This window comes from Kitasatospora sp. NPDC059146 (assembly GCF_042786665.1).
GTDB lineage: Bacteria > Actinomycetota > Actinomycetes > Streptomycetales > Streptomycetaceae > Kitasatospora.
In genome coordinates, this window is sequence record NZ_JBHZCY010000067.1 from 1 (window position 1) to 20,282 (window position 20,282).

32 protein-coding genes are annotated in these 20,282 nt (G+C 71.6%); 17 read left to right on the forward strand and 15 right to left on the reverse strand.

Features of this window, described 5'->3' with window-relative positions:
- Window positions 1–206: 206 nt before the first annotated feature.
- The 6 genes from ACFXPX_RS25880 to ACFXPX_RS25905 all read left to right on the forward strand — a co-directional run bounded on the left by ACFXPX_RS25880 (window position 207) and on the right by ACFXPX_RS25905 (window position 4,490).
- The gene (locus ACFXPX_RS25880) at window positions 207–1,046 is read left to right on the forward strand and encodes a DUF4097 domain-containing protein (RefSeq protein WP_380643490.1); all 840 of its coding nucleotides are present in this window, start codon (window positions 207–209) and stop codon (window positions 1,044–1,046) included.
- Window positions 1,046–2,017 carry an ABC transporter ATP-binding protein gene (locus tag ACFXPX_RS25885; protein ID WP_380522546.1) on the forward strand — a complete coding sequence of 324 codons (972 nt, stop codon included), beginning with the start codon at window positions 1,046–1,048 and terminating at the stop codon, window positions 2,015–2,017. Before ACFXPX_RS25880 ends, ACFXPX_RS25885 begins: the two co-directional genes overlap by 1 nt.
- Window positions 2,014–2,781 (forward strand): ABC transporter permease, encoded by a 768-nt coding sequence (locus tag ACFXPX_RS25890; protein WP_375883164.1) that lies wholly within the window; start codon window positions 2,014–2,016, stop codon window positions 2,779–2,781. The genes ACFXPX_RS25885 and ACFXPX_RS25890 overlap by 4 nt, the downstream gene beginning before the upstream one ends.
- Window positions 2,782–2,932: 151 nt before the next feature.
- Window positions 2,933–3,292 (forward strand): hypothetical protein, encoded by a 360-nt coding sequence (locus tag ACFXPX_RS25895; protein WP_380643540.1) that lies wholly within the window; start codon window positions 2,933–2,935, stop codon window positions 3,290–3,292.
- 105 nt (window positions 3,293–3,397) lie between these two features.
- Window positions 3,398–4,012 carry a hypothetical protein gene (locus tag ACFXPX_RS25900; protein ID WP_380522547.1) on the forward strand — a complete coding sequence of 205 codons (615 nt, stop codon included), beginning with the start codon at window positions 3,398–3,400 and terminating at the stop codon, window positions 4,010–4,012.
- 37 nt (window positions 4,013–4,049) lie between these two features.
- Entirely contained in the window at window positions 4,050–4,490 is a 441-nt protein-coding gene (locus tag ACFXPX_RS25905; protein ID WP_380643492.1) for a hypothetical protein, read from the forward strand.
- Between the two features lie 72 nt (window positions 4,491–4,562).
- Here ACFXPX_RS25905 and ACFXPX_RS25910 read toward each other — a convergent pair whose 3' ends face one another.
- Entirely contained in the window at window positions 4,563–4,961 is a 399-nt protein-coding gene (locus ACFXPX_RS25910; protein WP_375883174.1) for a hypothetical protein, read from the reverse strand.
- A gap of 207 nt (window positions 4,962–5,168) precedes the next feature.
- On the opposite strand from ACFXPX_RS25910, the gene ACFXPX_RS25915 reads away from it, so the two are divergent.
- Window positions 5,169–5,912: a DUF6193 family natural product biosynthesis protein gene (locus ACFXPX_RS25915; protein WP_380643494.1), complete on the forward strand. Its 744-nt coding sequence runs from the start codon at window positions 5,169–5,171 to the stop codon at window positions 5,910–5,912.
- Between the two features lie 13 nt (window positions 5,913–5,925).
- Here ACFXPX_RS25915 and ACFXPX_RS25920 read toward each other — a convergent pair whose 3' ends face one another.
- From ACFXPX_RS25920 to ACFXPX_RS25930, 3 genes are all read right to left on the reverse strand, one after another.
- Window positions 5,926–6,801, reverse strand: coding sequence for a hypothetical protein (locus ACFXPX_RS25920; RefSeq protein WP_380643496.1), 876 nt, complete (start codon window positions 6,799–6,801; stop codon window positions 5,926–5,928).
- Window positions 6,802–6,898: 97 nt separating this feature from the next.
- Window positions 6,899–7,309 carry a VOC family protein gene (locus ACFXPX_RS25925; RefSeq protein WP_380643498.1) on the reverse strand — a complete coding sequence of 137 codons (411 nt, stop codon included), beginning with the start codon at window positions 7,307–7,309 and terminating at the stop codon, window positions 6,899–6,901.
- Window positions 7,310–7,426: 117 nt separating this feature from the next.
- Window positions 7,427–7,852, reverse strand: a complete 426-nt coding sequence (locus ACFXPX_RS25930; protein WP_380522552.1) for a DUF6210 family protein — start codon at window positions 7,850–7,852, stop codon at window positions 7,427–7,429.
- Window positions 7,853–8,147: 295 nt separating this feature from the next.
- On the opposite strand from ACFXPX_RS25930, the gene ACFXPX_RS25935 reads away from it, so the two are divergent.
- Window positions 8,148–8,684 carry a hypothetical protein gene (locus ACFXPX_RS25935; protein WP_380643500.1) on the forward strand — a complete coding sequence of 179 codons (537 nt, stop codon included), beginning with the start codon at window positions 8,148–8,150 and terminating at the stop codon, window positions 8,682–8,684.
- A 190-nt stretch (window positions 8,685–8,874) separates the two neighbouring features.
- On the opposite strand, the gene ACFXPX_RS25940 is transcribed toward ACFXPX_RS25935, so the two are convergent.
- From ACFXPX_RS25940 to ACFXPX_RS25960, 5 genes are all read right to left on the reverse strand, one after another.
- Window positions 8,875–9,060, reverse strand: coding sequence for a DUF397 domain-containing protein (locus ACFXPX_RS25940; protein ID WP_380643501.1), 186 nt, complete (start codon window positions 9,058–9,060; stop codon window positions 8,875–8,877).
- Between the two features lie 24 nt (window positions 9,061–9,084).
- Window positions 9,085–9,270, reverse strand: a complete 186-nt coding sequence (locus ACFXPX_RS25945) for a DUF397 domain-containing protein (RefSeq protein ID WP_375883195.1) — start codon at window positions 9,268–9,270, stop codon at window positions 9,085–9,087.
- 24 nt (window positions 9,271–9,294) lie between these two features.
- Window positions 9,295–9,480: a DUF397 domain-containing protein gene (locus ACFXPX_RS25950; RefSeq protein ID WP_380522555.1), complete on the reverse strand. Its 186-nt coding sequence runs from the start codon at window positions 9,478–9,480 to the stop codon at window positions 9,295–9,297.
- A 110-nt stretch (window positions 9,481–9,590) separates the two neighbouring features.
- On the reverse strand, window positions 9,591–9,776 hold the full coding sequence (locus tag ACFXPX_RS25955) for a DUF397 domain-containing protein (RefSeq protein ID WP_380522556.1): 186 nt from the start codon (window positions 9,774–9,776) through the stop codon (window positions 9,591–9,593).
- A 3-nt stretch (window positions 9,777–9,779) separates the two neighbouring features.
- Window positions 9,780–10,637 carry a Scr1 family TA system antitoxin-like transcriptional regulator gene (locus ACFXPX_RS25960; protein ID WP_375883203.1) on the reverse strand — a complete coding sequence of 286 codons (858 nt, stop codon included), beginning with the start codon at window positions 10,635–10,637 and terminating at the stop codon, window positions 9,780–9,782.
- Window positions 10,638–10,853: 216 nt separating this feature from the next.
- Here ACFXPX_RS25960 and ACFXPX_RS25965 point away from each other — a divergent pair, with 216 nt between their 5' ends.
- The 3 genes from ACFXPX_RS25965 (at window position 10,854) to ACFXPX_RS25975 (ending at window position 12,257) form a co-directional block, all read left to right on the forward strand.
- Window positions 10,854–11,225, forward strand: coding sequence for an ATP-binding protein (locus tag ACFXPX_RS25965; protein WP_380643503.1), 372 nt, complete (start codon window positions 10,854–10,856; stop codon window positions 11,223–11,225).
- Window positions 11,222–11,494 carry a hypothetical protein gene (locus tag ACFXPX_RS25970; RefSeq protein WP_380643505.1) on the forward strand — a complete coding sequence of 91 codons (273 nt, stop codon included), beginning with the start codon at window positions 11,222–11,224 and terminating at the stop codon, window positions 11,492–11,494. Before ACFXPX_RS25965 ends, ACFXPX_RS25970 begins: the two co-directional genes overlap by 4 nt.
- A gap of 352 nt (window positions 11,495–11,846) precedes the next feature.
- Window positions 11,847–12,257 (forward strand): hypothetical protein, encoded by a 411-nt coding sequence (locus ACFXPX_RS25975; protein ID WP_380643507.1) that lies wholly within the window; start codon window positions 11,847–11,849, stop codon window positions 12,255–12,257.
- Window positions 12,258–12,328: 71 nt separating this feature from the next.
- On the opposite strand, the gene ACFXPX_RS25980 is transcribed toward ACFXPX_RS25975, so the two are convergent.
- From ACFXPX_RS25980 to ACFXPX_RS25990, 3 genes are all read right to left on the reverse strand, one after another.
- A complete protein-coding gene (locus ACFXPX_RS25980; protein WP_380643509.1) occupies window positions 12,329–12,781 on the reverse strand; it encodes a cellulase in 453 nt (150 codons plus the stop codon).
- Between the two features lie 11 nt (window positions 12,782–12,792).
- The gene (locus tag ACFXPX_RS25985) at window positions 12,793–13,299 is read right to left on the reverse strand and encodes a SigE family RNA polymerase sigma factor (RefSeq protein ID WP_380522561.1); all 507 of its coding nucleotides are present in this window, start codon (window positions 13,297–13,299) and stop codon (window positions 12,793–12,795) included.
- A gap of 156 nt (window positions 13,300–13,455) precedes the next feature.
- On the reverse strand, window positions 13,456–14,079 hold the full coding sequence (locus ACFXPX_RS25990) for a TetR/AcrR family transcriptional regulator (protein WP_380643511.1): 624 nt from the start codon (window positions 14,077–14,079) through the stop codon (window positions 13,456–13,458).
- 143 nt (window positions 14,080–14,222) lie between these two features.
- On the opposite strand from ACFXPX_RS25990, the gene ACFXPX_RS25995 reads away from it, so the two are divergent.
- The 4 genes from ACFXPX_RS25995 to ACFXPX_RS26010 all read left to right on the forward strand — a co-directional run bounded on the left by ACFXPX_RS25995 (window position 14,223) and on the right by ACFXPX_RS26010 (window position 16,703).
- Window positions 14,223–14,888: a DUF998 domain-containing protein gene (locus ACFXPX_RS25995; RefSeq protein ID WP_380643513.1), complete on the forward strand. Its 666-nt coding sequence runs from the start codon at window positions 14,223–14,225 to the stop codon at window positions 14,886–14,888.
- A 68-nt stretch (window positions 14,889–14,956) separates the two neighbouring features.
- The gene (locus ACFXPX_RS26000) at window positions 14,957–15,169 is read left to right on the forward strand and encodes a DUF4287 domain-containing protein (RefSeq protein WP_375883225.1); all 213 of its coding nucleotides are present in this window, start codon (window positions 14,957–14,959) and stop codon (window positions 15,167–15,169) included.
- Between the two features lie 180 nt (window positions 15,170–15,349).
- The gene (locus tag ACFXPX_RS26005) at window positions 15,350–16,054 is read left to right on the forward strand and encodes a DUF5995 family protein (RefSeq protein WP_380643515.1); all 705 of its coding nucleotides are present in this window, start codon (window positions 15,350–15,352) and stop codon (window positions 16,052–16,054) included.
- A gap of 94 nt (window positions 16,055–16,148) precedes the next feature.
- Window positions 16,149–16,703: a GNAT family N-acetyltransferase gene (locus tag ACFXPX_RS26010; protein WP_380522565.1), complete on the forward strand. Its 555-nt coding sequence runs from the start codon at window positions 16,149–16,151 to the stop codon at window positions 16,701–16,703.
- Between the two features lie 46 nt (window positions 16,704–16,749).
- Here ACFXPX_RS26010 and ACFXPX_RS26015 read toward each other — a convergent pair whose 3' ends face one another.
- Complete coding sequence (locus tag ACFXPX_RS26015; RefSeq protein ID WP_380593136.1) at window positions 16,750–17,598, reverse strand: NmrA family NAD(P)-binding protein; 849 nt, start codon at window positions 17,596–17,598, stop codon at window positions 16,750–16,752.
- 195 nt (window positions 17,599–17,793) lie between these two features.
- Here ACFXPX_RS26015 and ACFXPX_RS26020 point away from each other — a divergent pair, with 195 nt between their 5' ends.
- Complete coding sequence (locus ACFXPX_RS26020) at window positions 17,794–18,156, forward strand: hypothetical protein (protein ID WP_380643517.1); 363 nt, start codon at window positions 17,794–17,796, stop codon at window positions 18,154–18,156.
- 40 nt (window positions 18,157–18,196) lie between these two features.
- Here the strand turns inward: ACFXPX_RS26020 and ACFXPX_RS26025 are convergent, their stop codons facing one another.
- Window positions 18,197–19,186 (reverse strand): zinc-binding alcohol dehydrogenase family protein, encoded by a 990-nt coding sequence (locus ACFXPX_RS26025; RefSeq protein ID WP_380643519.1) that lies wholly within the window; start codon window positions 19,184–19,186, stop codon window positions 18,197–18,199.
- A 110-nt stretch (window positions 19,187–19,296) separates the two neighbouring features.
- Between ACFXPX_RS26025 and ACFXPX_RS26030 the strand changes: the two genes are divergently transcribed.
- Entirely contained in the window at window positions 19,297–19,704 is a 408-nt protein-coding gene (locus ACFXPX_RS26030; protein ID WP_380522569.1) for an ArsR/SmtB family transcription factor, read from the forward strand.
- 3 nt (window positions 19,705–19,707) lie between these two features.
- Here the strand turns inward: ACFXPX_RS26030 and ACFXPX_RS26035 are convergent, their stop codons facing one another.
- Complete coding sequence (locus ACFXPX_RS26035) at window positions 19,708–20,277, reverse strand: hypothetical protein (RefSeq protein ID WP_380522570.1); 570 nt, start codon at window positions 20,275–20,277, stop codon at window positions 19,708–19,710.
- Between the last annotated feature and the right edge of the window lie 5 nt (window positions 20,278–20,282).

A 20,282-nucleotide genomic window follows, 5' to 3' on the forward strand; every position in this document is an offset into this window, starting at 1 on the left:
CCTCGTACTGGACGTACTTGGGCGATTCGGGCGTGCGTCCAGGCGGGATGCCCGGCGTCGCGCGCCTGGCAAGATCCGCCGGACAGGCCCTAGCGCCCCCGCAGCACCGCCGGTCCTGCCGGCCCCGCCAGACCCACCGCCCCTGCAACGTCACCCCCGCTCCGACCAGCGGGAACACTCACACGAGTCAAGAGGACGGCACAGCCATGCCCACGTACGAGACCGACGGACAGATCTCCGTCTCCCTTGAGTTCGAGATCGGCTCGGTGTGGATCCGGGCCAGCAAGCGCACCGACACCGTCGTCGAGGTCCGGCCCACCAGCGCCGCCAGGGACGCGGACGTGAAGGCCGCCGAGCTGACCCAGGTCGATTTCTCCGGCGGTCGGCTCACCGTCAAGGGCCCCAAGCAGCGCACCGTGTTCTCCAGCAAGAAGGGCTCGATCGACCTCACCGTCGAGCTGCCCGCCGGCTCCGAGGTGCACGCCGACTCCCCGATGGCGGACTTCGTCACCGAGGGCCCGCTCGGCGACTGCCGGATCAAGACCTCCATGGGCCGGATCCAGCTCGACCGGGCCACCGGCGCGCGGCTCAAGACCGACATCGGCGACATCCGGGTCGGCACCGTCACCGGGGACGCCGAGGTGACGGGCTCGGGCCGGATCGAGGTCGGCTCCGTCGGGGGCCGGCTGACGGTCAAGAACAGCCACGGCGACACCGAGATCGACGAGGTGCGCGGCGAGCTGGCGGCGAACGCCTCCAACGGCCGGATCCACATCGGCCTCGCCGAGGGGGACGTCGAGGCCAAGACCGCGAACGGCCACATCCGGGTCGGCCAGGTCGTCCGGGGCAAGGTCGGCCTCCAGGTCGGCGTCGGGGACATCGAGGTCGGCATCGCGGAGGGCACGGCGGCCTGGCTCGACGTGCACAGCAAGTTCGGTGCCGTCCGCAACGCCCTCGACACGGCCACCGGTCCGGGCGAGGCCCGGGAGACGGTCGAGGTCCGCGGCACCACCCAGATCGGCAGCATCCTCATCCGGAGGGCCTGATGGCGGCGACGACGGCGAACCCGGCGACGGCCCCGGTCGCGAGCACCGCGGCGATCTCGGTGACCGGCCTGACCAAGAACTACGGGGACAAGGCGGTGCTCAGGGGCGTCGACCTGTCCATCCCGGCGGGCAGCGTCTTCGCCCTGCTCGGGCCGAACGGCGCGGGCAAGACCACCACCGTGGAGATCCTCTCCACCCTGATCCCCGCCGACGGCGGCACGGTCCGGGTGGCCGGGCACGACGTGGCCCGCCAGGCCGACGGGGTGCGGAAGGCGATCGGGGTCACCGGCCAGTTCTCGGCGGTGGACAACCTCCTCACCGCCGAGGAGAACCTGATGCTGATGGCCGACCTCAACCACCTCCGCCGTCGGGAGGGGCGGAGGCGGGCCGAGGGACTGCTGCGGCGCTTCGAGCTCGACGAAGCCGCGCGCCGGCCGGTCGCCACCTTCTCCGGCGGCATGCGGCGCAAGCTCGACCTGGCGATGACCCTGGTCGGCGACCCCGAGGTGATCTTCCTGGACGAGCCCACCACCGGGCTGGACCCGCGCAGTCGGCGCACCATGTGGGAGATCATCCGGGGCCTGGTCGCCGACCACGGGGTGACGATCTTCCTCACCACCCAGTACCTGGACGAGGCCGACCAACTCGCCGACCGGATCGCCGTCCTGGACGACGGCCGGATCGTCGCCGAGGGAACGGCCGAGGAGTTGAAGCGGATCGTCCCCGGCGGGCGGATCCGGCTCCAGTTCTCGGACGCCGACCGACTCGCCGCCGCCGCGGCGCTGTTCGACTACGCCACCGCCGACGCGGAGGCCCTGCGGCTGGACATCCCGGGGGACAACTCCGTGCTCACCGTACGGGCGGTGCTGGACGCGCTCGACAACGCCTCCGTGCCGGCCGAGTCGCTGGTCGTGGAGACGGCCGACCTGGACGACGTCTTCCTGCAACTCACCGGAGAGGGTGCACGATGAGCACGGCGACGTACGTGGTCAGCGACTCGCTGACCATGCTGAGGCGCAACCTCAAGCGCGCGCAGCGGTACCCGGCGATGACCTTCTCCGTCGTGGTGATGCCGGTGATGATGCTGCTGCTCTTCAACTACGCCTTCGGAGGCGCGTTGGGGGCCGGCATCGGGGGCGGGAGCTACATCGACTACGTGACGCCGGGGATCGTCCTGATGACGGCGACGTCGGGGGCGGTCGCCACGGCGGTCGGCGTCTGCGTCGACATGACCGAGGGGATCGTCAACCGGTTCCGGACGATGGCGATCTCGCGCTCGGCGTTCCTGACCGGGCACGTGGTCGGGAGCGTGATCCAGACGGTGGTCGCGCTCGTGGTGGTGACCGGCGCGGCCTTCGCCATGGGGTTCCGGTCGAGCGCCGGGCCGCTGGAGTGGCTGGCGGCAGCGGGCCTGCTGCTGTTCGTGACCCTGACGCTGACCTGGATATCGGCGGGGATCGGACTGGTCTCCAAGACGCCGGAGAGCGCGAGCAACACGCCGCTGCCGCTGACCTTCTTGCCCTTCATCGGCAGTGCGATCGTGCCGCCGGACTCGATGCCGACCGTGCTGCGGTGGTTCGCCGAGTACCAGCCCTTCACGCCGATCATCGAGACCCTGCGCGGTCTGCTGATGGGCACCGGCATCGGCAACAGCGGCTGGATCGCCCTCGCCTGGTGCACCGGGCTGACGCTGCTCGGCTACTTCTGGTCGCGGAGCGTCTTCTACCGGCGGTGACGGGGGTACGGCCGGTAGCCGTCGGACGGTCCGGGAGGCGGGGACACCCGCCACCCGGGCCGCCGTGGCGTTCCGGGCCCCGCTCCACCGCCGGGCCCCTGTAGTAGGGTCCGCGCCAAAGTTCGGCAAACCGGCGCAGGGGGGGCGGGAGATGACCGTACGTCGCAGGCGGGCCGTCCAGGGGCTCCGGGCCGGCGCCCTGGCCGCGCTCCTGGCCTACGCGGCGGGCCGGTACGCCTCCCGCTCGGGGGGCCTGGTGGAGGTCGAGCGCCTGCTCGACCGTCCGGTGCCGCTGCTCGGTGCGGCCGTGGTGCTGCTCGTGGTCTCCGCGGTGCTCGGTGCCGGGTCCCGGGTCGGGGCGAGCAGCGGGGCCCGCGCCGGGTTCGTCCAGATCGCTGTCGCGGGGTTCGAAGCCCTCGGGGGCGAAGTCGCGCGGGGTGCCGATCTCCTCCAGGGTGACGAAGTCCTCCTCGCCGCCGACCCGGGCCGCCCGACGGTGACGCCCCGCTGACGGTGACCTGCCGGCGGCGCCCTGCTGACGGCGACCCCTGATCAACAACGGCCCCTTGTAGTAAAGTCCGCGCAAAGCTCGGCAAAAGACCGCCCGGGGGGACGGATGACGGCGAGGCGCCGCAAGCAGGTCGCGTGGGTGCTCAGAGGTCTGGCACTCGCGGCGTTGCTGGTGTACCTGCCGGGCTGGCACGCCTCCCGTTCGGGCGGGTTGGTGGTGGTCGAGCACTGGCTCAACCGGCCGGTCCTGCTGATCGGATCGGCGGTGGTGCTGATCGTGGTCTCGTTGGTGGTCGAGCTGGAGTTCCGCACCTGGTTCTCGCAGATCGGCTGCGCTGCCCTGCTGGCCCCGCTCGTCGTCGCCGGGGTGCCGGTGCTGTTCCTGTCCTACGTGTTCAGCGGTGACGGAGGCCGGGAGGACCGTTTCGTCAGCCCGAGCCGCCCGGACCGGATCCTGAGCGTCACCAACGTCTCCGGCTTCTCCATCGACCCGGTCTACCAGGTGGAGTTGGAGGCCGGCACCGGCTGGTCCACCCGCCACTGGAGCATCGGTACCTGGGACACCCGGGACGGCGAATTCATCCGCGTCGACTGGTCCGGGCCGGACCGGATCACCGTCACCGGCCGCACCTCCCTCACCGTCTTCGAGGTCCTGCCCGACGGCAGTCTGGGCGAGCCCCGGGTGCTCCCCAAGCCGGCGCCGGTCGGAGCCGGATCCTGAACCCGAGGCCGATCAACCGCCCGCCTAGGCTGGCGTGGTGACGCAGGGGATCCGTGGGGGACGGGGAGTACGGCCGCGCTGGGTGTGGTGGGTGGCGGCGGTGTGGGCGGCGGGGTTCGCCGAGGGGGCGGCGGTGCACGCGTACCAGGTCGGGAGCGGGGGGCTGCACGCCTACGCGTGGTGGCCGGTGCCGAGCCAGGTGCTGTTCCACGCGCTGCTGGTGCTCGACCCCTTGGCCGCCGTGCTGGTCGCCCGGGCGCGGCCGACGGGGGTGTGGCTCGGGGCGGGGGTCATGGCGGCCGACCTGACGGCCAACTGGTGGGCGAACTGGGACGACGTCCTGCGCCGTCCGCTCGCCTACCTCCAGGGCATGGTCGGGCTGCCGGCGATGACGCTGTTCGGGCTGTCCGTGTTCGTCACCGCTGCGCCGCTGCGCCGGGCGTTCCTCGGCACGGGCCCGGCTCTCCGTCGTCCGTAGGAGATCCGGGCCCGCGCCGAGGAGTTGCCGGGGGTCTGGCCGGTCGTCTGGCCGGGGGTCTGGCCGGGTCCGTCACCAGACGGTGATGCCCATGGTGTCGGCCGCGCTGTGGATGGCGTTGTAGTGCGGGATCGACATGTCGGACTTCTTCTGGCCGGCCGGGAGGTTCTTGTCGGCGGCGCGGAACTCGTCGCGGGCGGCGGCGAGCAGGCTGGTGCCGTAGGAGACCGGGACGTCCTTGGTGCCGTGGGCCGGGTGGGACTTGGCGGCCGTCTGGCTGCCCGCCTGGGCGAGGGTGCTGCGGGCCTGGTTGTAGGCGGCGGCCTTGACCGTCTTCGGGTTGGCGAGCCGGGCCTGGGCGGTGCCGGCCGTCCGGGTCTGGTCGGCGGCCATGGCGACGGGTGCGACGGCGGCGGTGAGAGCGCCGGCGGCGACGACGGTGACGAGGGCGTTGCGGACGAGCCTGTTCATGTGGATTCCTTCCGGGAGAATTCCGAGAATTCCGAGAACTCCGAGGATTCGCCTCCGTTCCGGTCCCGGGGGATCGTCGGAGTGCGAACGTCTCCGCACTACCCCGGCGTCCGAGAGCGGAAAACCCGATTCCGTACGGTTCGTTCGGAAGTGATCGGATCAGGACGTTTTCTGGCTCCGGGGAACTCGTATCGTCAGACTGGGTGGGTGAATCCTGATCTCTACCCGGACGTGGCCGCAGCCGGGAGCCTCGCCGCCGCACTGGAATCGGCCGCCGCCGAACTGGCCGTGGACATCACCCTGGTGCCGGGGACCTGGGGCGACGCGGCCTCGGCGGGCATCGCGCCCCCGGCGGGCGCGGTGCCCTCGGGGCCCGCGCGCCGGCCGCTGCAGGTCCACCTGTCCGCCGCGAGGCGTAGCTTCGGCGTCTCCGGCCGGAGCCTGGGCGCCGAGCTGATCACGGGGTGGACGGCCGAACTCCGGGACGTCGTCCGGGCTGCCGTGGCCTGGGGGAGCGGCCGGAGCCTCGCGGAGCTGCGCGAGCGGTTCCCGTTCCTCTCCTCCTCGGAGCTCGCCGAGGCCCATGAGCACGGGGTTGCCGCCGTGGTCGGGCTGCAATGGCGCTGGGTCAGGGAACGGGCCCTGAGGGAAGCGGAGTCCACGGAGTTCGGCCTGCTGGTCGCAGCGGCCGGTGCGGAGCCGAGGCTCCGGCAGTTGTCCCCGGCCGTCAGCCACGGGAGGCTGCTCCTCGCGGGCCGGACCGGCTTCCCGTCCGAACCGGTGATCGCGATCGTTCCCGCGGACGACGGCCGCTCGTACCGGGTGCGGCGGTTCCCGCACGGCGGCGTGGTCGCCGAGGCCGGGACGGCGGCGCTGGCCGTCGCGCTGGCCGTCGCCCACCTGCCGGCCGACCTCGGGCCGGCCGTGCTCGGCAGCGACGAGGACGCCTGACGGCCGCCGCTCGTCAGTCTTCTTCCTCGTACGGCGGGATGGACCAGCGCAGCACCGTGCCGCCGCCCGGGGCGGCTTCGAGGGTGACCGGGTAGACCTGGCCCCAGCCGCGTTCGCCGTGGTGCCGGACCGCGTGGTCGCCTTGGTCCCAGCCGATGCCGAGTACGGCGCAGCCGCCGACCTCGACCGCACCGACGCGCAGCGGGTGGTCCCAGCCGGCCCGCTCGGCCAGGTAGTGGTCGGTGTGCGGGTCGAGACCGACGGCGACGCCGGTGCCGGGGAGGCCGCCGCGCCAGGTGGTGAGTTCGGCGGCGCGGGCGGCGGCCTCGGCGAGCGGGAGGTCGAGCCAGCCGTGCGGGCCGTCGACGCCGTGCCAGAAGATCCGTTCGCCGCCGAAGTGGGCGTGGGCGTCGTCCTCGTGGCGGCCCCAGTAGGTGACGTCGGCGAGGCCGTCGACGGATTCGCCGTCCAGTCCCGTCCACGCCTCCAGGGTGGTGGCGTCGCCGATCACCGTGCCGCAGCGGTCGACGGGCAGGTCGCCGAGCGGGATCGGGACGGCCGGGTCGGCGTCGGCGGGCCAGGGGAGGCCGAGTTCGATCTCCAGGGTGGCGATGCTCGGTTCCTCGTCGAACGGTGACGGCGAGGTGATGGCCCGGACCCGCAGCGGCCGGTCGGCGGCGGCCCGGACGGCGAAGGCCTCGCAGTCCCCGTCCCGGAGGTGGGCGCCGCTCGCGGTGGCGGTCGCCGCACGGGCGCGTTCGCCGAGGGGCGCGCCGGTCTCCGGCCAGAAGTCGATCCAGCCGGCCATGCCGAGCACCAGCAGGCCGGACGGTGTGGTGACGGTTCCCAGGTCGGTGAAAGTTCCCAGGTCGGTGAAGGTTTCGGGCATGCGCCGATTGTGCCGCTCCGGTACGACATTCCCGAATCCCGGTCGGGCGCCGAGCCCGCGTGGTGGGTGGGCTCGCCGGGTGGGGCCGGTGCGGTGGCTACGTGTTGGACCAGGAGCGGGTGGAGAGCACCAGGAGGTAGCCGTCCGGGTCCTGGACGGTGACGCCCCAGGCGTCCCAGTACGGGTTGTGCGCGGGGACGCGCTTGCCGCCGTGCTGTTCGAGCCGCTCGATCAGTTCCTCGTCGACCGGCCGGCCGAGGTAGACGACCAGCAGGTCGTCGGCGGTCGGCCGCGGTTCGACGGGGGCCGCGGGGTCGTGGACGAGTTCCAGGTGCCAGGCGGCGCCGGGCCAGCCGACCATGAGGAGCGAGTGCTCGCCGGGGGTGCCGTCGGTGGTGTGCCGGTACAGGACGTCCAGGCCGAGGCCGGCGGCCCAGAAGTGTTCGGCGGCGGCGAGGTCGCGGGAGGGGCGGGCGATGCGGACGTGGGCGGTGGCGTCGGCCGGCACGGTTCTGGCTCCTGGGCGGGTGGGGGAGGGGCGGGGACAGCAGCGAGCCTAGGGATCCCGGGGGCGGGTGCCATCGGGCGCCGGTCCTAGTCCGGCGGGTCCAGGTCCGGCCGGTCCTCAGTCCGAGTTGGGCCAGACCAGGACGCCGGGGCCGTCCGGGGTGAGCACGGGCACCCAGGCTTCGTCGGTCTCGGCCAACCGGTCCTCGTCGAGCCGCAGTTCGTGCGGTTCCTCGGCGTCCCCGTCGCAGGCCCAGTAGGTGATGCCGCGCAGGGCGTCCCGGAGCCGGTCGAGTTCGCCGTCGGACCAGGGGCGGTGCTGGGTTCCGGCACCGCGGAAGTCCCGCTCGAAGAGTGTTCGGAGTGCGGTGAGGCCGTCGGGGCCGGTCACCGGGACCAGGAAGCCCTGTAGTTCGCCTTGGTGGCAGGAGGTGCCGCCGTACTGCTGCTGGTAGTGGACTCCGGTGGGGGCGGCGACGACCACGTACAGCCAGCGGCCTGCTGTGCCGTCCGGGTCGAGGAACACGAATCGGTGTAAGTCCATGACAAGCAGTCTGCTCGACGGGCGGCGGGCGGTCGAGGGTGGATCGTCCGGATGATGAGAAACCGGAGGAACGTGCGGTAAGTGCCCAGGTGGTCGCGGGCCGGTCACCGGCGGGCGGGCTCCGGTGACGCGAACGGCTCCGTGTGCCTGCGGCGGTTCGGGGCAATTCGATTCGCATGCGGACTCCACTTGGATCAACCGCCCTTGCGGGCCCTCGGGGCGGCTGATTGCCTCGCCGTCGTGACCGAACACCCGGTCGTGGGATTCCGTGGATACACCGCAGAGGGAGAGCTCCTTGTTCACCGTCAAGAAGGCCACCACCGTTGCTGTCGCCGCCCTGGTCGCCACGGGCGCGCTGGCCGGCGCCGCGCCTGCCTCGGCCAGTTCCGCCCGTCAGGGCTCGGAGAACGTCCGCTTCTTCAACGAGGACACGGGCGGCGCGCTGGACGCCAACAGCACCGGCGGCAGCGCCGTCTCATGGGCGCCCAACGGCACGGACTACCAGGCCTGGATCCTGCGCTTCGGCAGCCAGGGTGGTCTCCAGATCGAGAGCAAGGCGCGGGTCGGCCAGTGCCTCCAGGCGCCTGAGAACTTCGGCGACCCGATCGCCGTGGTGACGTGCAACAAGTACGTTCCGACCCAGTGGTGGGTGCTTCCCATGGTGGGTGACAAGCACGTGATCGCCCTGCAGCAGGATCCGGAGAAGGTCATCGAGTCCACCCGACCGGCGACCCCGTGTTCCAGGGGTTCTACGACGGCAACCCGCGTCAGCTGTGGGACATCAGCGTGGCCTGAGTCGCCGGCGGCAACGCGAACGGCCCGGCACCTGTGAGAGGTGCCGGGCCGTTCGACCGTGGAGCGCCAGGCCCGGATTGCACGGACTCTTCCTACTGAAAGTAGGACGTACTCTGGTAGTACCACTGACGCCTGGCGAGGAACTGTGTTCCTTGCGACGAGAAGAACGTTAGCAGCTCAGAGTGCATGATCCAAAACGGGCCCGGGCGGTCCGGTTGGGTTGGGGGTCAGGCGTCGAACTCCCCGTCGCGGATGGCGGCGACGAGGTCGCGCCACTCAGCGGGGGTGAGCTGGGCGATGGCGTCGGGGAGCAGGCTGCTGCGGACGTAGACGGCGTCGGGGGTGACGGCTACCTCTGGGCAGGCGTTCGCATTGGCGCATGCGGCGGGCCGAATCCAGGAGCGGTTCTCCATGGGCTGTGTCTCCTCTGTGCGGGATCAGGCGTCGAACTCCCCGTCGCGGATGGCGGCGACGAGGTCGCGCCACTCGGTCGGGGTGAGTTGCGCGACGGCGTCCGGCAGGAGGCTGCTGCGGACGTAGACGGCGTCGGGGGTGACGGCCACCTCCGGGCAGCTTGAGCCGTCGGGGCAACCACCGGGGCGAGTCCAGGGGCGGTTCTCCATGGGCTGTGTCTCCTTTGCGCGGAATCAGGTGTCGAATTCCCCGTTGCGGATGGCGGCGACGAGGTCGCGCCACTCGGTGGGAGTGAGTTGCGCGACGGCGTCGGGGAGCAGACTGCTGCGGACGTAGACGGCGTCGGAGGCGACGGCCACCTCCGGGCAGTTGTTGCCATCGCCGCATGCGCTGGGCTTCTGCCAAACGAGTTCTTCCACCGGGGCCCCACAGGCTGTTCATGATGCTGGAGATCGCATCGCGGGAGACGGACGGATCGAGTTGAGTGGTCCGGGAGTTGGTCGGCGGGGCCGGCCGGTCGGGTTGGGGGTCAGGCGTCGAACTCTCCGTTGCGGATGGCGGCGACGAGGTCGCGCCACTCGGCTGGGGTGAGCTGGGCTATGGCGTCGGGGAGCAGGCTGCTGCGGACGTAGACGGCGTCGAGGGTGACGGCCACCTCTGGGCAGTTGCCCGCATTGGCGCATGCACTGGGGCGGATCCAGGAGTGCTTCTCCATCGGTTATATCTCCTTCTTGATCTTCGCGATCAGATCGCGAGAGCCCTCGACCGAAAGCGACCTGTCAGCCATCTGCTCAACCATCGAGCGGTATTCCTCCAGATGGTCGGGCATGTGGAGGAAGACCGGACCCTCCATCGAGTCGTAGCTGACGGTGTCGAGCCGAGGTACGGCCCCGTTCGCGTAGTAGATGGCTTGACCGGGCCCCTTGAAGCCTCCGGCAGCAAAGCCGACCACTCGTAGCGTGATGTGCGGTAGCTGGGACAACTCCAACATCCAGTCCAGCTGTTCCCGCGCCACATCGCGGCCGCCGAACTGCATGCGCAGTGCGGCCTCATGGACGATCGCCGTGTAGGGATGCGTGCCTTTCGCCATCAACATCTCGGATCGCAGCATTCGTTGCTCGACCCGTGTCTCGACGATGCGTGGTGTCAGGCGGACTTGTGCGTCCTGGAAGATCGCACGGCTGTATCGCTCCGTTTGCATCGGGCCCGGCGGGTGGCAGATTTGGTACGAGTACATGCCCTTCGCGTGGTACTCAAATTCGCAGATGTCGAGAAAGCCTTGCGGAACGGATCCGCGATACTCCTCCCACCAACCCTTGCCCTTGTCGCCGGCCATGGTGGCGAGGGCCTCGATGTACTCGGTGTCGAGCTCTCCGTACTTGTGCGCAAGGGCGACCACTCGTTCGGGAGTGATCGAGTAGGCCCCCTGCTCGATGAGCGTGATCTTCGTGCGGTCCACGCCGAAGACCTTGGCCGCCTCTGTGGTGGTCGAACCGGCGGCATCGCGCATCTTCCTCAGCTCGATGCCAACCCGCTGTTTGCGTGCACTGGGGATAGGTGGCATGTGCTCAAGCATCTACCGGGGCGCTACAGCGAGTCCAGCCGCATTTAGGGGTACATGTACTGGAAGTGGTCGCACATGTACCGTCCAATGCCCTACAGTCTGTGATGCACCGATCACCGAACGGATCGTCAGTAACGCCGCTCGGGCTCCGAAGAACACCCATGTCCAGTGGGCTCGTTCACGGCGACGCATCCGTCGATCTCACCCGTTCCCCTCTGGGAGATCCCTGTGCGCAACCTCCTCAACTCCCCCTTCCCCTCCCTCGCGGTCTCCCGCGACGCCCTCCGCGAGGCCCTGACCAGCCTGGACTGGCCCCCGGACCTCATCTCCGACGCCCAGCTCGCCATGGTCGAACTGATCGTCAACTCCTGGCGCCACGCGAACACCCCCGCCCCGGCGGTCGTCATCCTCCTCCGCGGAAACACCCTCCGGGTCGGGGTCTCCGACCGCTCCTCCGCCCTCCCCGAGCAGCGCCCCTTCGACCCCTGCTCCGAGTCCGGCCGGGGCCTCCGGATCGTCGAAGGCCTCACCCACCGCTGGGGTGTCGACCCCCGGAAGCTCGGCAAGACCACCTGGTTCGAGTTGGACGGTGTCGCGTGAGCGCCCATCACCCGATCCACCCCGCCGACCCGGCCCTGCTCCACCTCACCGGCCGCCAGCTCACCGAACTCCTCGTCGAACTCCGCACAGAGGGACGCGAGTTCGGCCTCCTCTGGCCCTCCGTCCACCCGGGCGAGAGCAACCTGGCCGGTCGTCGGCTCGTGAACTTCGGCAACGTTCCGGCGAGCACCCTGATCAACCTCCTCGCGCTCCTCCGCGAGTACAAGCGCAGCCGTGACGGCGGCCCCCGCCGATGCTCGGGCTCCTGATCATCAACCTCCTGGCCGCCCTCGTCGGCGCGCTCTGCGAAACCCGCTCCACCCGCTTTTGGCGCAAACCGACCGACGTCCGACCCCCGTCCGGTGGCGCCCGCCCTCGGTAGCCGATTCCGGCCCGTACGTAGGAAGTCGGCCCGGTCGACTTCCTACGCACACCCCCACCCGTTCCGCCCTCGTGCGCAAGATCCGTAAACACTCCTGCGACCGAAGTGGCGCATCGACGCCCCTGCTGTGCAAGGGACTTGACGTCCCATCATGCCGTTGAAAGAGTCTGCGACCGCGCGAACTCCAGTGCGATCAATGCGAGTTCGAAAGCACCTTCATCGACACGGGGAGACTTCTCATGTTCACCAAGAAGATTGCCGTCGCGGCCGTGGCTGTGGCCGCTGCGGGCGTCCTCGGCACCGCGACGTCCGCCTCCGCGACCGGCGCAACGCTGTACGACACGAAGACCGTGGTCATCAACGACACCGGCAACCTGGGTTCGATTTGTACGTCCCGGACCCTCAACCTGGCGGCCGGCGCCTACGGTTGGGGATTCGTCGACATGGCCCCGATGGTGAGCAGTACCGTCAAGCTCGCCGCCGGCACCTACGTCTGGACCGACTGCCTGACCCAGGGCATGGACTACTACTTCCTGGACTCGAAGATCCAGCTCAAGAACAGCTCTGCGGCCCCCGCCGTGCTGGATGCGACGCGCTGGCTGAACGTCGGTTCCTACACCTTCGGCAGCTTCCTCAAGCCGAACTTCTAGGGCCTGGGCCCGGGGTGCCCCGCCCTCCACCGCGGAGGGCGGGGCACCCGTGGTTCCGGGTCGACCCTTCCCTATCGGCCCTGGAGGTAGGTCGGGGTGGCCGTCGGGGTCACGGGGGAGCCGCCCGGCGCCGTGGGCGTCCCCGTCGGAATCGAGGAGCCGCCCGGAGCGGCCGGGGTCCCGGTCGGGGTTCCCGTCGGGGTCCCCGTCGAAGTCCCGGGCTTGCCGAGCGGCGTGGGGGTCGCCGTCGGGGTGGACGTCGGCGTCCCCGTCGGGGCGGGCGTGGGGGTGGCGGTCGGGGTGGACGCCGGGGCCGTGGTGGCGTGGTCCTGGGCGAAGGCGGCGGGCAGTCCCACGCCGACCCCCGCGATCAGCAGCAGGGAACCGCCGGCCATGAGGGCCCCCTTGGTGCGGCGGCGGGACCGCATGCCGGCCTGGAGGCGCTCGCGGTGCCGGGTCTCGAAGGGGGTGTTCTCCTGGGTGTCGCGCATCATGCGTGCCAGCTCCTGTTCGAAATCATCCATGGGTTCCTCCGTCACCTCACCGGCTCGCCGACCTCGGTCAGAGCCTCCCGCAGTTTCGCCACCCCGCGCGATGCCAGGGAGCGGGCGGTGCCCACCGGGCAGCCCATCACCTCGGCGACCTGCCCCTCGGGCAGGTCCTGGTAGTAGCGCAGGACGACCGCGGCCCGCTGGCGGGCCGACAGGAGGGCCAACGCGGCCTCCAGCCGGGTGCGTTCCTCCACGACGGCGGCCAGGTCCTGGCTGCCGGCCGTCTCGGGCAGCTCCTCGGTGGGGCGTTCGCCCCACCAGCGCCGACGGGCCGAGCGGGCCGCCGCGCGCACCAGGACCTGGCGCAGGTACGCCTCGGGGGCCTGGGCGGCGACCTTCGGCCAGGCGGACCACAACTTGAGCAGCCCCTCCTGGAGCAGGTCCTCGGCCCGGTGCCGGTCTCCGCCGGTGAGCAGGCGCGCGAGGTGGAACAGCGCGGACCAGCGGGCCGCGACGAACTCATCGAAACCATCCGCTCGCGCATGCCTCATCCAGCACCGCCTTTCCGATCTCCGAACGCCTGTACCTGTGGAAAGGCACTGGCCCCCGGCCCGCTATGCACCCCTCCCTGTGAACTGGATCACTCGCGCGCCCGGTCCGGCGCGGTCCGGCGCGGCTCAGCGCGGTTCAGCCCGGTCCGGCGCGGTTCAGCGGTAGGCGGCGAGGAACGCCCGGACGCCGGCTTCGGCGTAGCGCTCGAGCTCGGCGTCCGTGTGCTGCGGGCTGCCGTGGAACATCGCCTTGTCCACCGGGATCCAGAGCAGCAGCCCCGAGAAGTGGTTCGCCGCGAGCAGCGCGTCGTCCACCGTGAGCACGCCTTGGTCGGCGAGTCGTCGGAAGGTGTCGGCGAGGGTGGCGAGCACCCGCTCGAAGCCCTGCTCGTACCAGGTGGCGCCCAGCTCCGGGAAGTTGTCGGCGTTGGCGATGATCAGCCGGCGCAGCTGGAGCACCTGCGGTCGGGTCAGGGTGGTGAGGAACTGCCGGGCGAGGGTGCCCAGGTTCTCCTCCAGGGCGGCCGGGTCGGCCGGGATGTCGGACACCAGGTCGATCATGGCCTCGATCCGGCCGGTCGTGGCGAGCACGGTCTCGGCGAACAGCTTCTCCTTGTCGGCGAAGTGCTTGTACACCGTCTGCTTCGACACGGCCGCGAGCTTGGCGATGTCGTCCATGCTCGTGCCCGCGTAGCCCTTGGCCATGAAGACCGTGGTCGCGGCTTCCATGATCGCCTGGTGCTTGCGGGCCGACCGGTTGCCGGGCTCGTTCGCTTCCAATCTCGTCTCCCTCCCCTTCTCGGCTTCTCGTTCTGGACGGAACAGTACTGGACAGTCCAGTTCCTCCTCCAGTACCGTACCGTCCAGTTCCGCAGTACTGGACAGTCCAGTTCTGGCGGCCTCACGTCCTTGGGGGGACTTCCATGGCTCAGCAGGCGATCGACACCGCTTCCACCTCTGCCACCACGTTCACCGGCCGACGCGCCCTGCTGGTCGGCGGCGCCCTGGCCGGCCCGTTGTTCCTCGGCCTCGGAGTGGCCCAGGGCCTCACCCGCCAGGGCTTCGACTTCTCCCGCAACGCCATCAGCCAGCTCGGCCTCGGCGACCTCGGCTGGATCCAGGTCGCGAGCTTCCTGCTCACCGGCCTGCTCCTGGCCGCCGGCGCCGTCGGCCTCCACCGCACCATCGGCGGTACCCCCGGCGGCACCTGGGCTCCGAGGCTGATCGCCGCCTTCGGGGCCTCCTTCCTCCTCGCCGGGGTCTTCAAGGCCGACCCCGGCGCGGGCTTCCCGGCCGGAACGCCGGACGGCCCCGGTGAGCTGAGCGGCCACGGCACCGTCCACCTGCTCAGCGGCACCCTCGGCTACCTGGCGCTCTGCCTCGCCTTCCTCGCCCTGGCCCGGCACTTCGCCGCGCGCGGCGAGCGCGGCTGGGCCCTCGCCCTCCGCATCGTCCCGGTCGGCGTCCTGGCCGGTTTCGCGGGCTCCGGCGCCACCGTCATCGCCTTCACCCTCGGCGCAGGCCTCGGCCTCCTCGCCCTCACCGCGGCGATCCTGCGGGCCGGCGCCCTTGTCGGTGCCGACCGCTAGCGTCGGAGCAGTGACGTCACCTCAGAACAGCTACGTTCAACCCGAGTAGAGAACAGGACACCCGCGCGATGACCACCCCCGTCAAAGGCCCCGCCAGCTACTTCCCCGCGATCGAGAAGAAGTACGGCCGCCCGGTCGAGGAGTGGCAGGGCCTGATCCGCAGCTCGCCGCTCACCAAGCACATGGAGCTCGTCGCCTGGCTCAAGGGTGAGCACGGCCTCGGCCACGGCCACGCCAACGCGCTCGTCGCCCACACCCTCGCCGAGCGCACGGCCGGCTGACCGGGTCGTTGCCTGCCGCCCGCTGCCTGCTGTCGTGTGACGTGGGGCGAGGTGGGTGCGGCTTCCGGGGATTCCCTTCGTCCGTGCACTACCTTTCGTGCTGCACTGCCACGCTCCGTGACCATTCGGCGTTCGGAGTTGTTCGGCATCCGCAGCGACCCGTCGCACGGAAGGCTCGCCGTGACCACCCAACTCCCGGCCACCATCGACGAAGTGATCTCCCGCATGGAGCAGATCGACCGCGAACTCGACCCGCACGACGGCGTCGCCTGCTTCAACCGGGTGTACCTGAAAGTCACCAAGCTGGTGAAGCAGCACGTCACCGAGGGCACCTTCAAGGACGGCGCCTTCCTGGAGCGGATGGACGTCATCTTCGCCGGGCACTACCTCCAGAACGTCGAGGCCGCCAAGGCCGGACGCCAGGTCGAGGGTTCCTGGCAGCCGCTGTTCGACGTGCGCGGCAACCGGGTCATCTGGCCGATCCAGTTCGCGCTGGCCGGGATGAACGCCCACATCAACCACGACCTCGCCCTCGCCGTCGTCGAGACCTGCCAGGAGCGCGGCACCGCGCCTGAGAACCCGCCGGTGCACGAGGACTTCGAGAAGGTCAACGACCTGCTCGCGAGCGTGGAGGCCGAGATCCGGGCCGAGTTCGAGTTGCAGCTCGTCAAGGTCGCCACCGCGCCCGCCGAGCAGCTCAAGCACGCGGTCAGCGCGTTCAGCATGTCCACCGCCCGCGAGGTCGCCTGGTTCAACGCCACCCAGCTGTGGAACGCGCGCAACAACCCGATGAAGTACCAGATCGTGCTCACCGGCATGGTCGGCTCGGTGAACGCCACCAGCAGGGTGATCCTCGTCCCGGTCATCCCGCCGCCGGCCGCCTGACGGGAGTGGTCGCTGCCCGCGGTCGCCGGGCGGTCCTCGGGGCGGAGGTGGAAAGGGGGTTGCGCGGAGGCGCCGCACCGCTGACGATCATGCGATGAGCACAGTGATCAGACGGGTACGGGCCGAGGAGTGGGAGCGGGTCAAGGAGCTCCGCCTCGCCGCGCTGCAGGACCCGGTCGCGGGCATCGCCTTCCTGGACACCTACGAGAACGCCGCCGCCAAGCCGGACGAGTTCTGGCAGGAGCGCACCGCCGGAGCCGCCGAGGGCGACGCGGTGCACCAGCTCGTCGCCGAGGCCGCGGACGGCCGCTGGCTCGGCAGCATGACCGTCCTGGTCGAGCGGCCCGGCGGGGACGGCGCCCTCGGCGGCGACGTCGTCAGCGTCCCGCAGACCCACGTCGTCGGGGTCTACGTCCGCCCCGAGGCGCGCGGCACCGGCCTGGCACACGAGTTGATCCGGGCCGCCCAGGACTGCTCCTGGGCGCTCACCGAGCCCCGGGTCCAGCGGGTCCGGCTGTTCGTCCACGAGGACAACGCCCGTGCCAAGGCGATGTACCTGCGGGCCGGCTTCCGCCGCTCCGGGGTCTCCGTGCCGGTGCCGGGGGACGCGACGCACCGGGAGATCGAGCTGGCGGTCGAGCGGGGCTGAGGTTCGCTGTCCGCCTGTCCGCCTGGCTGCCGCCCGCCGCCCGCCGTCAGCGGAAGTCGTCCGCGTGGTCCCGGACCCAGGAGCGGAAGCTGCGGGCCGGGCGGCCGAGCACCTGCTCGACCGTGTCCGTCACCCGTTCCGGTTCGCGGGTGAACGACTCCCAGGCCCGCAGCCGGGACTCCACGAAGGCCGCGTTGCCCCAGGCCGCCGTCAGCTGCTCGCGGGCCACCTCCGGCGCCAGCTCCTCCCAGCGGACCTCGGTGCCGAGCTCCTCGCCGATGATCCCCACCAGCGCGGCGTGGGTGAGCGACTCGGGGCCGGTGACCAGGTACTTCCTGCCGTCGTGCCCGTCCTCGGTGAGCGCCCGGACGGCCACGTCCGCGATGTCGCGTTCGTGGACCAGCGAGCGGCGCGCCCGCCCGTACGGCCAGCGGACCACGCCGGTGCGGACCTGGTCGGCCCAGCCGAGCGCGTTGCCCGCGAAGTCGATCGCGCGGACGAAGGTCCAGGCCGTGCCGGAGTGGCGGATCAGCCGCTCGATCTCCTGGTGGAAGATCACGGCCGGTTCGTCGTCCGCGAGGTCCGGTACGTCCGTCGAGAGGTAGACGACGCGCTCGGCGTGCTCGGCGATCAGCTCGACCACCCGCGGCTGTACCGGGATCCCGGGCCACATCAGGTAGACGGCGTCCACCCCGCCGTGCACCCCGCCGTCCAGCGCGGCCGTCAGGCTCTCCGGCTCCGCCAGGTCGCCCTCGACGACCTCCACCCCGGCGGGCAGCGCGGACGTGGCCCGGTTCCGCACCAACGCCCGTACCCCGTGCCCGCCTTCGACCAGTGAGGCCACCACGTGCCTGCCCACACTGCCGTTCGCGCCGATCACCAGAACCTTGGTCATGCCGGGCCCAACTGCCCGACCGGACCGGCCTATTCCCCTCGCGCGGCCCCGGACCACGAGCCGTCCGCTGCGGGAGAGTGGGTGATGACGACCCGGGTCTGTCAACACCGCTCCCCGGCCTCGACGCACCTGTGCGGCCCGACCATCGCACCGCCCGACCATCGCACCGCCCGACCGGTTGGCTTTCCGTGCGGGTTGCAGCGGTACGTCCGGCTGGACGGGCTGGACGGGCTGGACGCGATCTGGATCTCGCACCTGCACGCCGACCACCGCGCCGACCTACTCACCGCCTGCCACGGCGCGTTGTCCGCGGACGTGCGGCTCGCCGCGCCGATCCCGCTCCACGGTCCGCCCGGCATGCCGGCCTTCGCGCTCCGGGCGGAGGCCGACGGCCGTTCGATGGTCTACTCCGGCGACACCGCGCCCCGCGCCGCGCTCACCGGACTGGCCGCCGACGGCGACCTGTTGCTGTGCGAGGCGGAGGCGGTGGCCCGCGCCGCGTCCCGGTTCGCCGGCCCGGTCGGGCACGCCGATCCGGGAGCGGTGCTCACGGTCTGACGGGCCCGGCCGGATCGACCTGCCTGGTCGGTGCGAACGGTCAACCGCCCACCCGCGCGACGTACTTGCCGGTGGCCCGCCGCTCCTGCATCGCGTCGTGGGCGGCCGGTACGGCCTCCAGGTCCGCGAGCTCCGTGAGCGGCACGGTGAGGCCGCGGTGGGCCTGGAGGTCGAGGGTGGTGCGGATGGCCCGGGCGAGGCGTTCGGGTGCGGTGGCGGCGTAGCTGCGGTGGCTGAACCCGGTGACGGAGAGGTTGCCGCCCATCAGCCGGCCGAGCGGCGGCAGGTCGCCGAGTTCGCCGCCGCCCGCGTTGCCGAACAGGACGATCCGGCCGCCCGGCGCGGTGACGGCGAGGTCGAGGTCCAGGGCGGCGGTGCCGAGCGGGTCGAGCACGAGGTCGACGCCCCGGCCGTCGGTGGCGGTGCGGACGGCGTCGGCGAGCTTCTCGTCGCGGGCGAAGGCGTGGTGGTAGCCGAGTTCGACGGCGGCTGCGGCCTTCTCCGGGCGGCCGACCGTGCCGATCAGGGCGCCCCCGCCGCCGAGCAGCGGGACGAGCTGGGCGACGGCGCTGCCGATCCCGCCGCCGGCCGAGTGGACCAGGACGTTGTCCCCGTCGGTGAGCCGGCCCGCGTCGGTGAGCAGCAGGACGGCGGTGGCGAGGCCGAGCGGGGCGGCGGCGGCCGCGCTGAGCGCCAGCCCGTCCGGGACGGGGAGGGTCAGGACGGCGTCGGCGAGCACCACCTCGGCGAGTCCGCCGCCGACGGGTGCGGCCGCGACCCGGTCGCCGACGGCGAGCCCGGTGACGCCTTCGCCGAGCGCCCGGACCGTACCGGCGACCTCCTTGCCCGGCAGGTACGGCCACTCGGCGGTGTAGCCGCCGTCGCCGCGGCGGGCCATCACGTCCACGAAGTTCAGTCCGGCCCAGGCGACGTCGATCGTGACCTGGCCGGGGCCGGGTCGCGGTGCCTCGATCTGCTGGATCTCGGAGTTCTCGGCTCCACCGGGTGCGGTCATCACCAGTGCGCGCATGTCGGTCCCCCTCGACTACGATGTTCGACGAACGACGAAATTGCCGTGGCACAGTGGTACCACCGCGTTTCGGCGTTTGTCGAACATCGCAGATCAGAGGAGGTAGGAAGATGTCGCGCAGCACCCGCCGCCGGCCGGCGCTCGTCCACCCCGCGGTCGAGGAGATCGACCTGTACGACGTCCTCCACGCGCTCTCCGACCCCACCCGGATGACCATCGTCCGGGTTCTGCGCGCCGAACCCGAACGGGCCTGCGGCACCTTCCCGGTGGACGTCGCGCCCTCCACGCTCAGCCACCACTTCAAGGTGCTGCGCGAATCCGGTGTGATCAGCCAGCGCGAGGAGGCCAACCGCCGGTTCTCCGCGCTGCGGACGGTCGACCTCGAACGGCGCTTCCCCGGGCTGCTGGACACCGTCCTGGCCGCGCTCGCCCGCAATGAGCCCGGAGAAGAGCTCGGAGAGCAGCCCGGAGAAGAGCTCGGAGATGAGCCCGGTGCCGAACCGGCCTGGCACGGTTAGGAGTCAGGCGGCGGCCGCGCGGTGCCGGCGGTGGTACGAGACGGTGACCGCCGCCAGCAGCGGGCCCCAGGCGGCCGCGGGCAGGTAGAGGAAGCCGACCAGCAGGTGCCCCCGCGGCGTCATGTCCGGGTGCGACACCGTCCACCAGGCGAGGAACGGCGTCCAGAGCGCCGTCAGCCCGGCCGCACCCAGCGAGGCCGCCAGGACGACCCGGCGCGGGTTCACCGGCCGCCCGCCGAGGAGCGGGACCCAGCGCGGCGGCACCGTGCCCCACGGCCGGACCAGGCCCAGGGTGAGCAGCGCCAGCGCCTCGGTGAGCACGCTCAGGGTGAGCGGCCAGACCGCGTCCCGACCGGTGAAACCCACCGCGTGGTAGCCCGCGTCGGTGTACCCGCCGTGCCATCCGAGGGTCAGCCCGAGCCGCCACAGCCCGGCCGGCAGCGCGGTCACCGCGGCCGCGTGGGCGGCCCGGACCGCCCAGCGCGGCGGGGCGGGAACGGCCGCGGCGGCAGGAGCGGTGGAGTCGGGAGCGGCAGTGGTGCGGGGGGCGGTGGTCGGCTGCGGCGTCGTCATGGCCC

What these genes read in the sequence shown, in the direction of transcription:
- ACFXPX_RS26000 (WP_375883225.1), top strand. Translation starts at nt 14,957, where the DNA reads ATGACCACCCCCGTCAAAGGCCCCGCCAGCTACTTCCCCGCGATCGAG.
- ACFXPX_RS25895 (WP_380643540.1), top strand. Translation starts at nt 2,933, where the DNA reads ATGACCGTACGTCGCAGGCGGGCCGTCCAGGGGCTCCGGGCCGGCGCC.
- ACFXPX_RS25880 (WP_380643490.1), top strand. Translation starts at nt 207, where the DNA reads ATGCCCACGTACGAGACCGACGGACAGATCTCCGTCTCCCTTGAGTTC.
- ACFXPX_RS26010 (WP_380522565.1), top strand. Translation starts at nt 16,149, where the DNA reads ATGAGCACAGTGATCAGACGGGTACGGGCCGAGGAGTGGGAGCGGGTC.
- ACFXPX_RS25945 (WP_375883195.1), bottom strand. Translation starts at nt 9,270, where the DNA reads ATGGAGAACCGCCCCTGGACTCGCCCCGGTGGTTGCCCCGACGGCTCA.
- ACFXPX_RS25920 (WP_380643496.1), bottom strand. Translation starts at nt 6,801, where the DNA reads ATGCCCGAAACCTTCACCGACCTGGGAACTTTCACCGACCTGGGAACC.
- ACFXPX_RS25900 (WP_380522547.1), top strand. Translation starts at nt 3,398, where the DNA reads ATGACGGCGAGGCGCCGCAAGCAGGTCGCGTGGGTGCTCAGAGGTCTG.
- ACFXPX_RS25885 (WP_380522546.1), top strand. Translation starts at nt 1,046, where the DNA reads ATGGCGGCGACGACGGCGAACCCGGCGACGGCCCCGGTCGCGAGCACC.
- ACFXPX_RS26030 (WP_380522569.1), top strand. Translation starts at nt 19,297, where the DNA reads ATGTCGCGCAGCACCCGCCGCCGGCCGGCGCTCGTCCACCCCGCGGTC.
- ACFXPX_RS25985 (WP_380522561.1), bottom strand. Translation starts at nt 13,299, where the DNA reads ATGAGGCATGCGCGAGCGGATGGTTTCGATGAGTTCGTCGCGGCCCGC.
- ACFXPX_RS25930 (WP_380522552.1), bottom strand. Translation starts at nt 7,852, where the DNA reads ATGGACTTACACCGATTCGTGTTCCTCGACCCGGACGGCACAGCAGGC.
- ACFXPX_RS25940 (WP_380643501.1), bottom strand. Translation starts at nt 9,060, where the DNA reads ATGGAGAACCGCTCCTGGATTCGGCCCGCCGCATGCGCCAATGCGAAC.
- ACFXPX_RS25975 (WP_380643507.1), top strand. Translation starts at nt 11,847, where the DNA reads ATGTTCACCAAGAAGATTGCCGTCGCGGCCGTGGCTGTGGCCGCTGCG.
- ACFXPX_RS25890 (WP_375883164.1), top strand. Translation starts at nt 2,014, where the DNA reads ATGAGCACGGCGACGTACGTGGTCAGCGACTCGCTGACCATGCTGAGG.
- ACFXPX_RS25960 (WP_375883203.1), bottom strand. Translation starts at nt 10,637, where the DNA reads ATGCTTGAGCACATGCCACCTATCCCCAGTGCACGCAAACAGCGGGTT.
- ACFXPX_RS26015 (WP_380593136.1), bottom strand. Translation starts at nt 17,598, where the DNA reads ATGACCAAGGTTCTGGTGATCGGCGCGAACGGCAGTGTGGGCAGGCAC.
- ACFXPX_RS25980 (WP_380643509.1), bottom strand. Translation starts at nt 12,781, where the DNA reads ATGGATGATTTCGAACAGGAGCTGGCACGCATGATGCGCGACACCCAG.
- ACFXPX_RS25955 (WP_380522556.1), bottom strand. Translation starts at nt 9,776, where the DNA reads ATGGAGAAGCACTCCTGGATCCGCCCCAGTGCATGCGCCAATGCGGGC.
- ACFXPX_RS26035 (WP_380522570.1), bottom strand. Translation starts at nt 20,277, where the DNA reads ATGACGACGCCGCAGCCGACCACCGCCCCCCGCACCACTGCCGCTCCC.
- ACFXPX_RS25910 (WP_375883174.1), bottom strand. Translation starts at nt 4,961, where the DNA reads ATGAACAGGCTCGTCCGCAACGCCCTCGTCACCGTCGTCGCCGCCGGC.
- ACFXPX_RS26025 (WP_380643519.1), bottom strand. Translation starts at nt 19,186, where the DNA reads ATGCGCGCACTGGTGATGACCGCACCCGGTGGAGCCGAGAACTCCGAG.
- ACFXPX_RS25995 (WP_380643513.1), top strand. Translation starts at nt 14,223, where the DNA reads ATGGCTCAGCAGGCGATCGACACCGCTTCCACCTCTGCCACCACGTTC.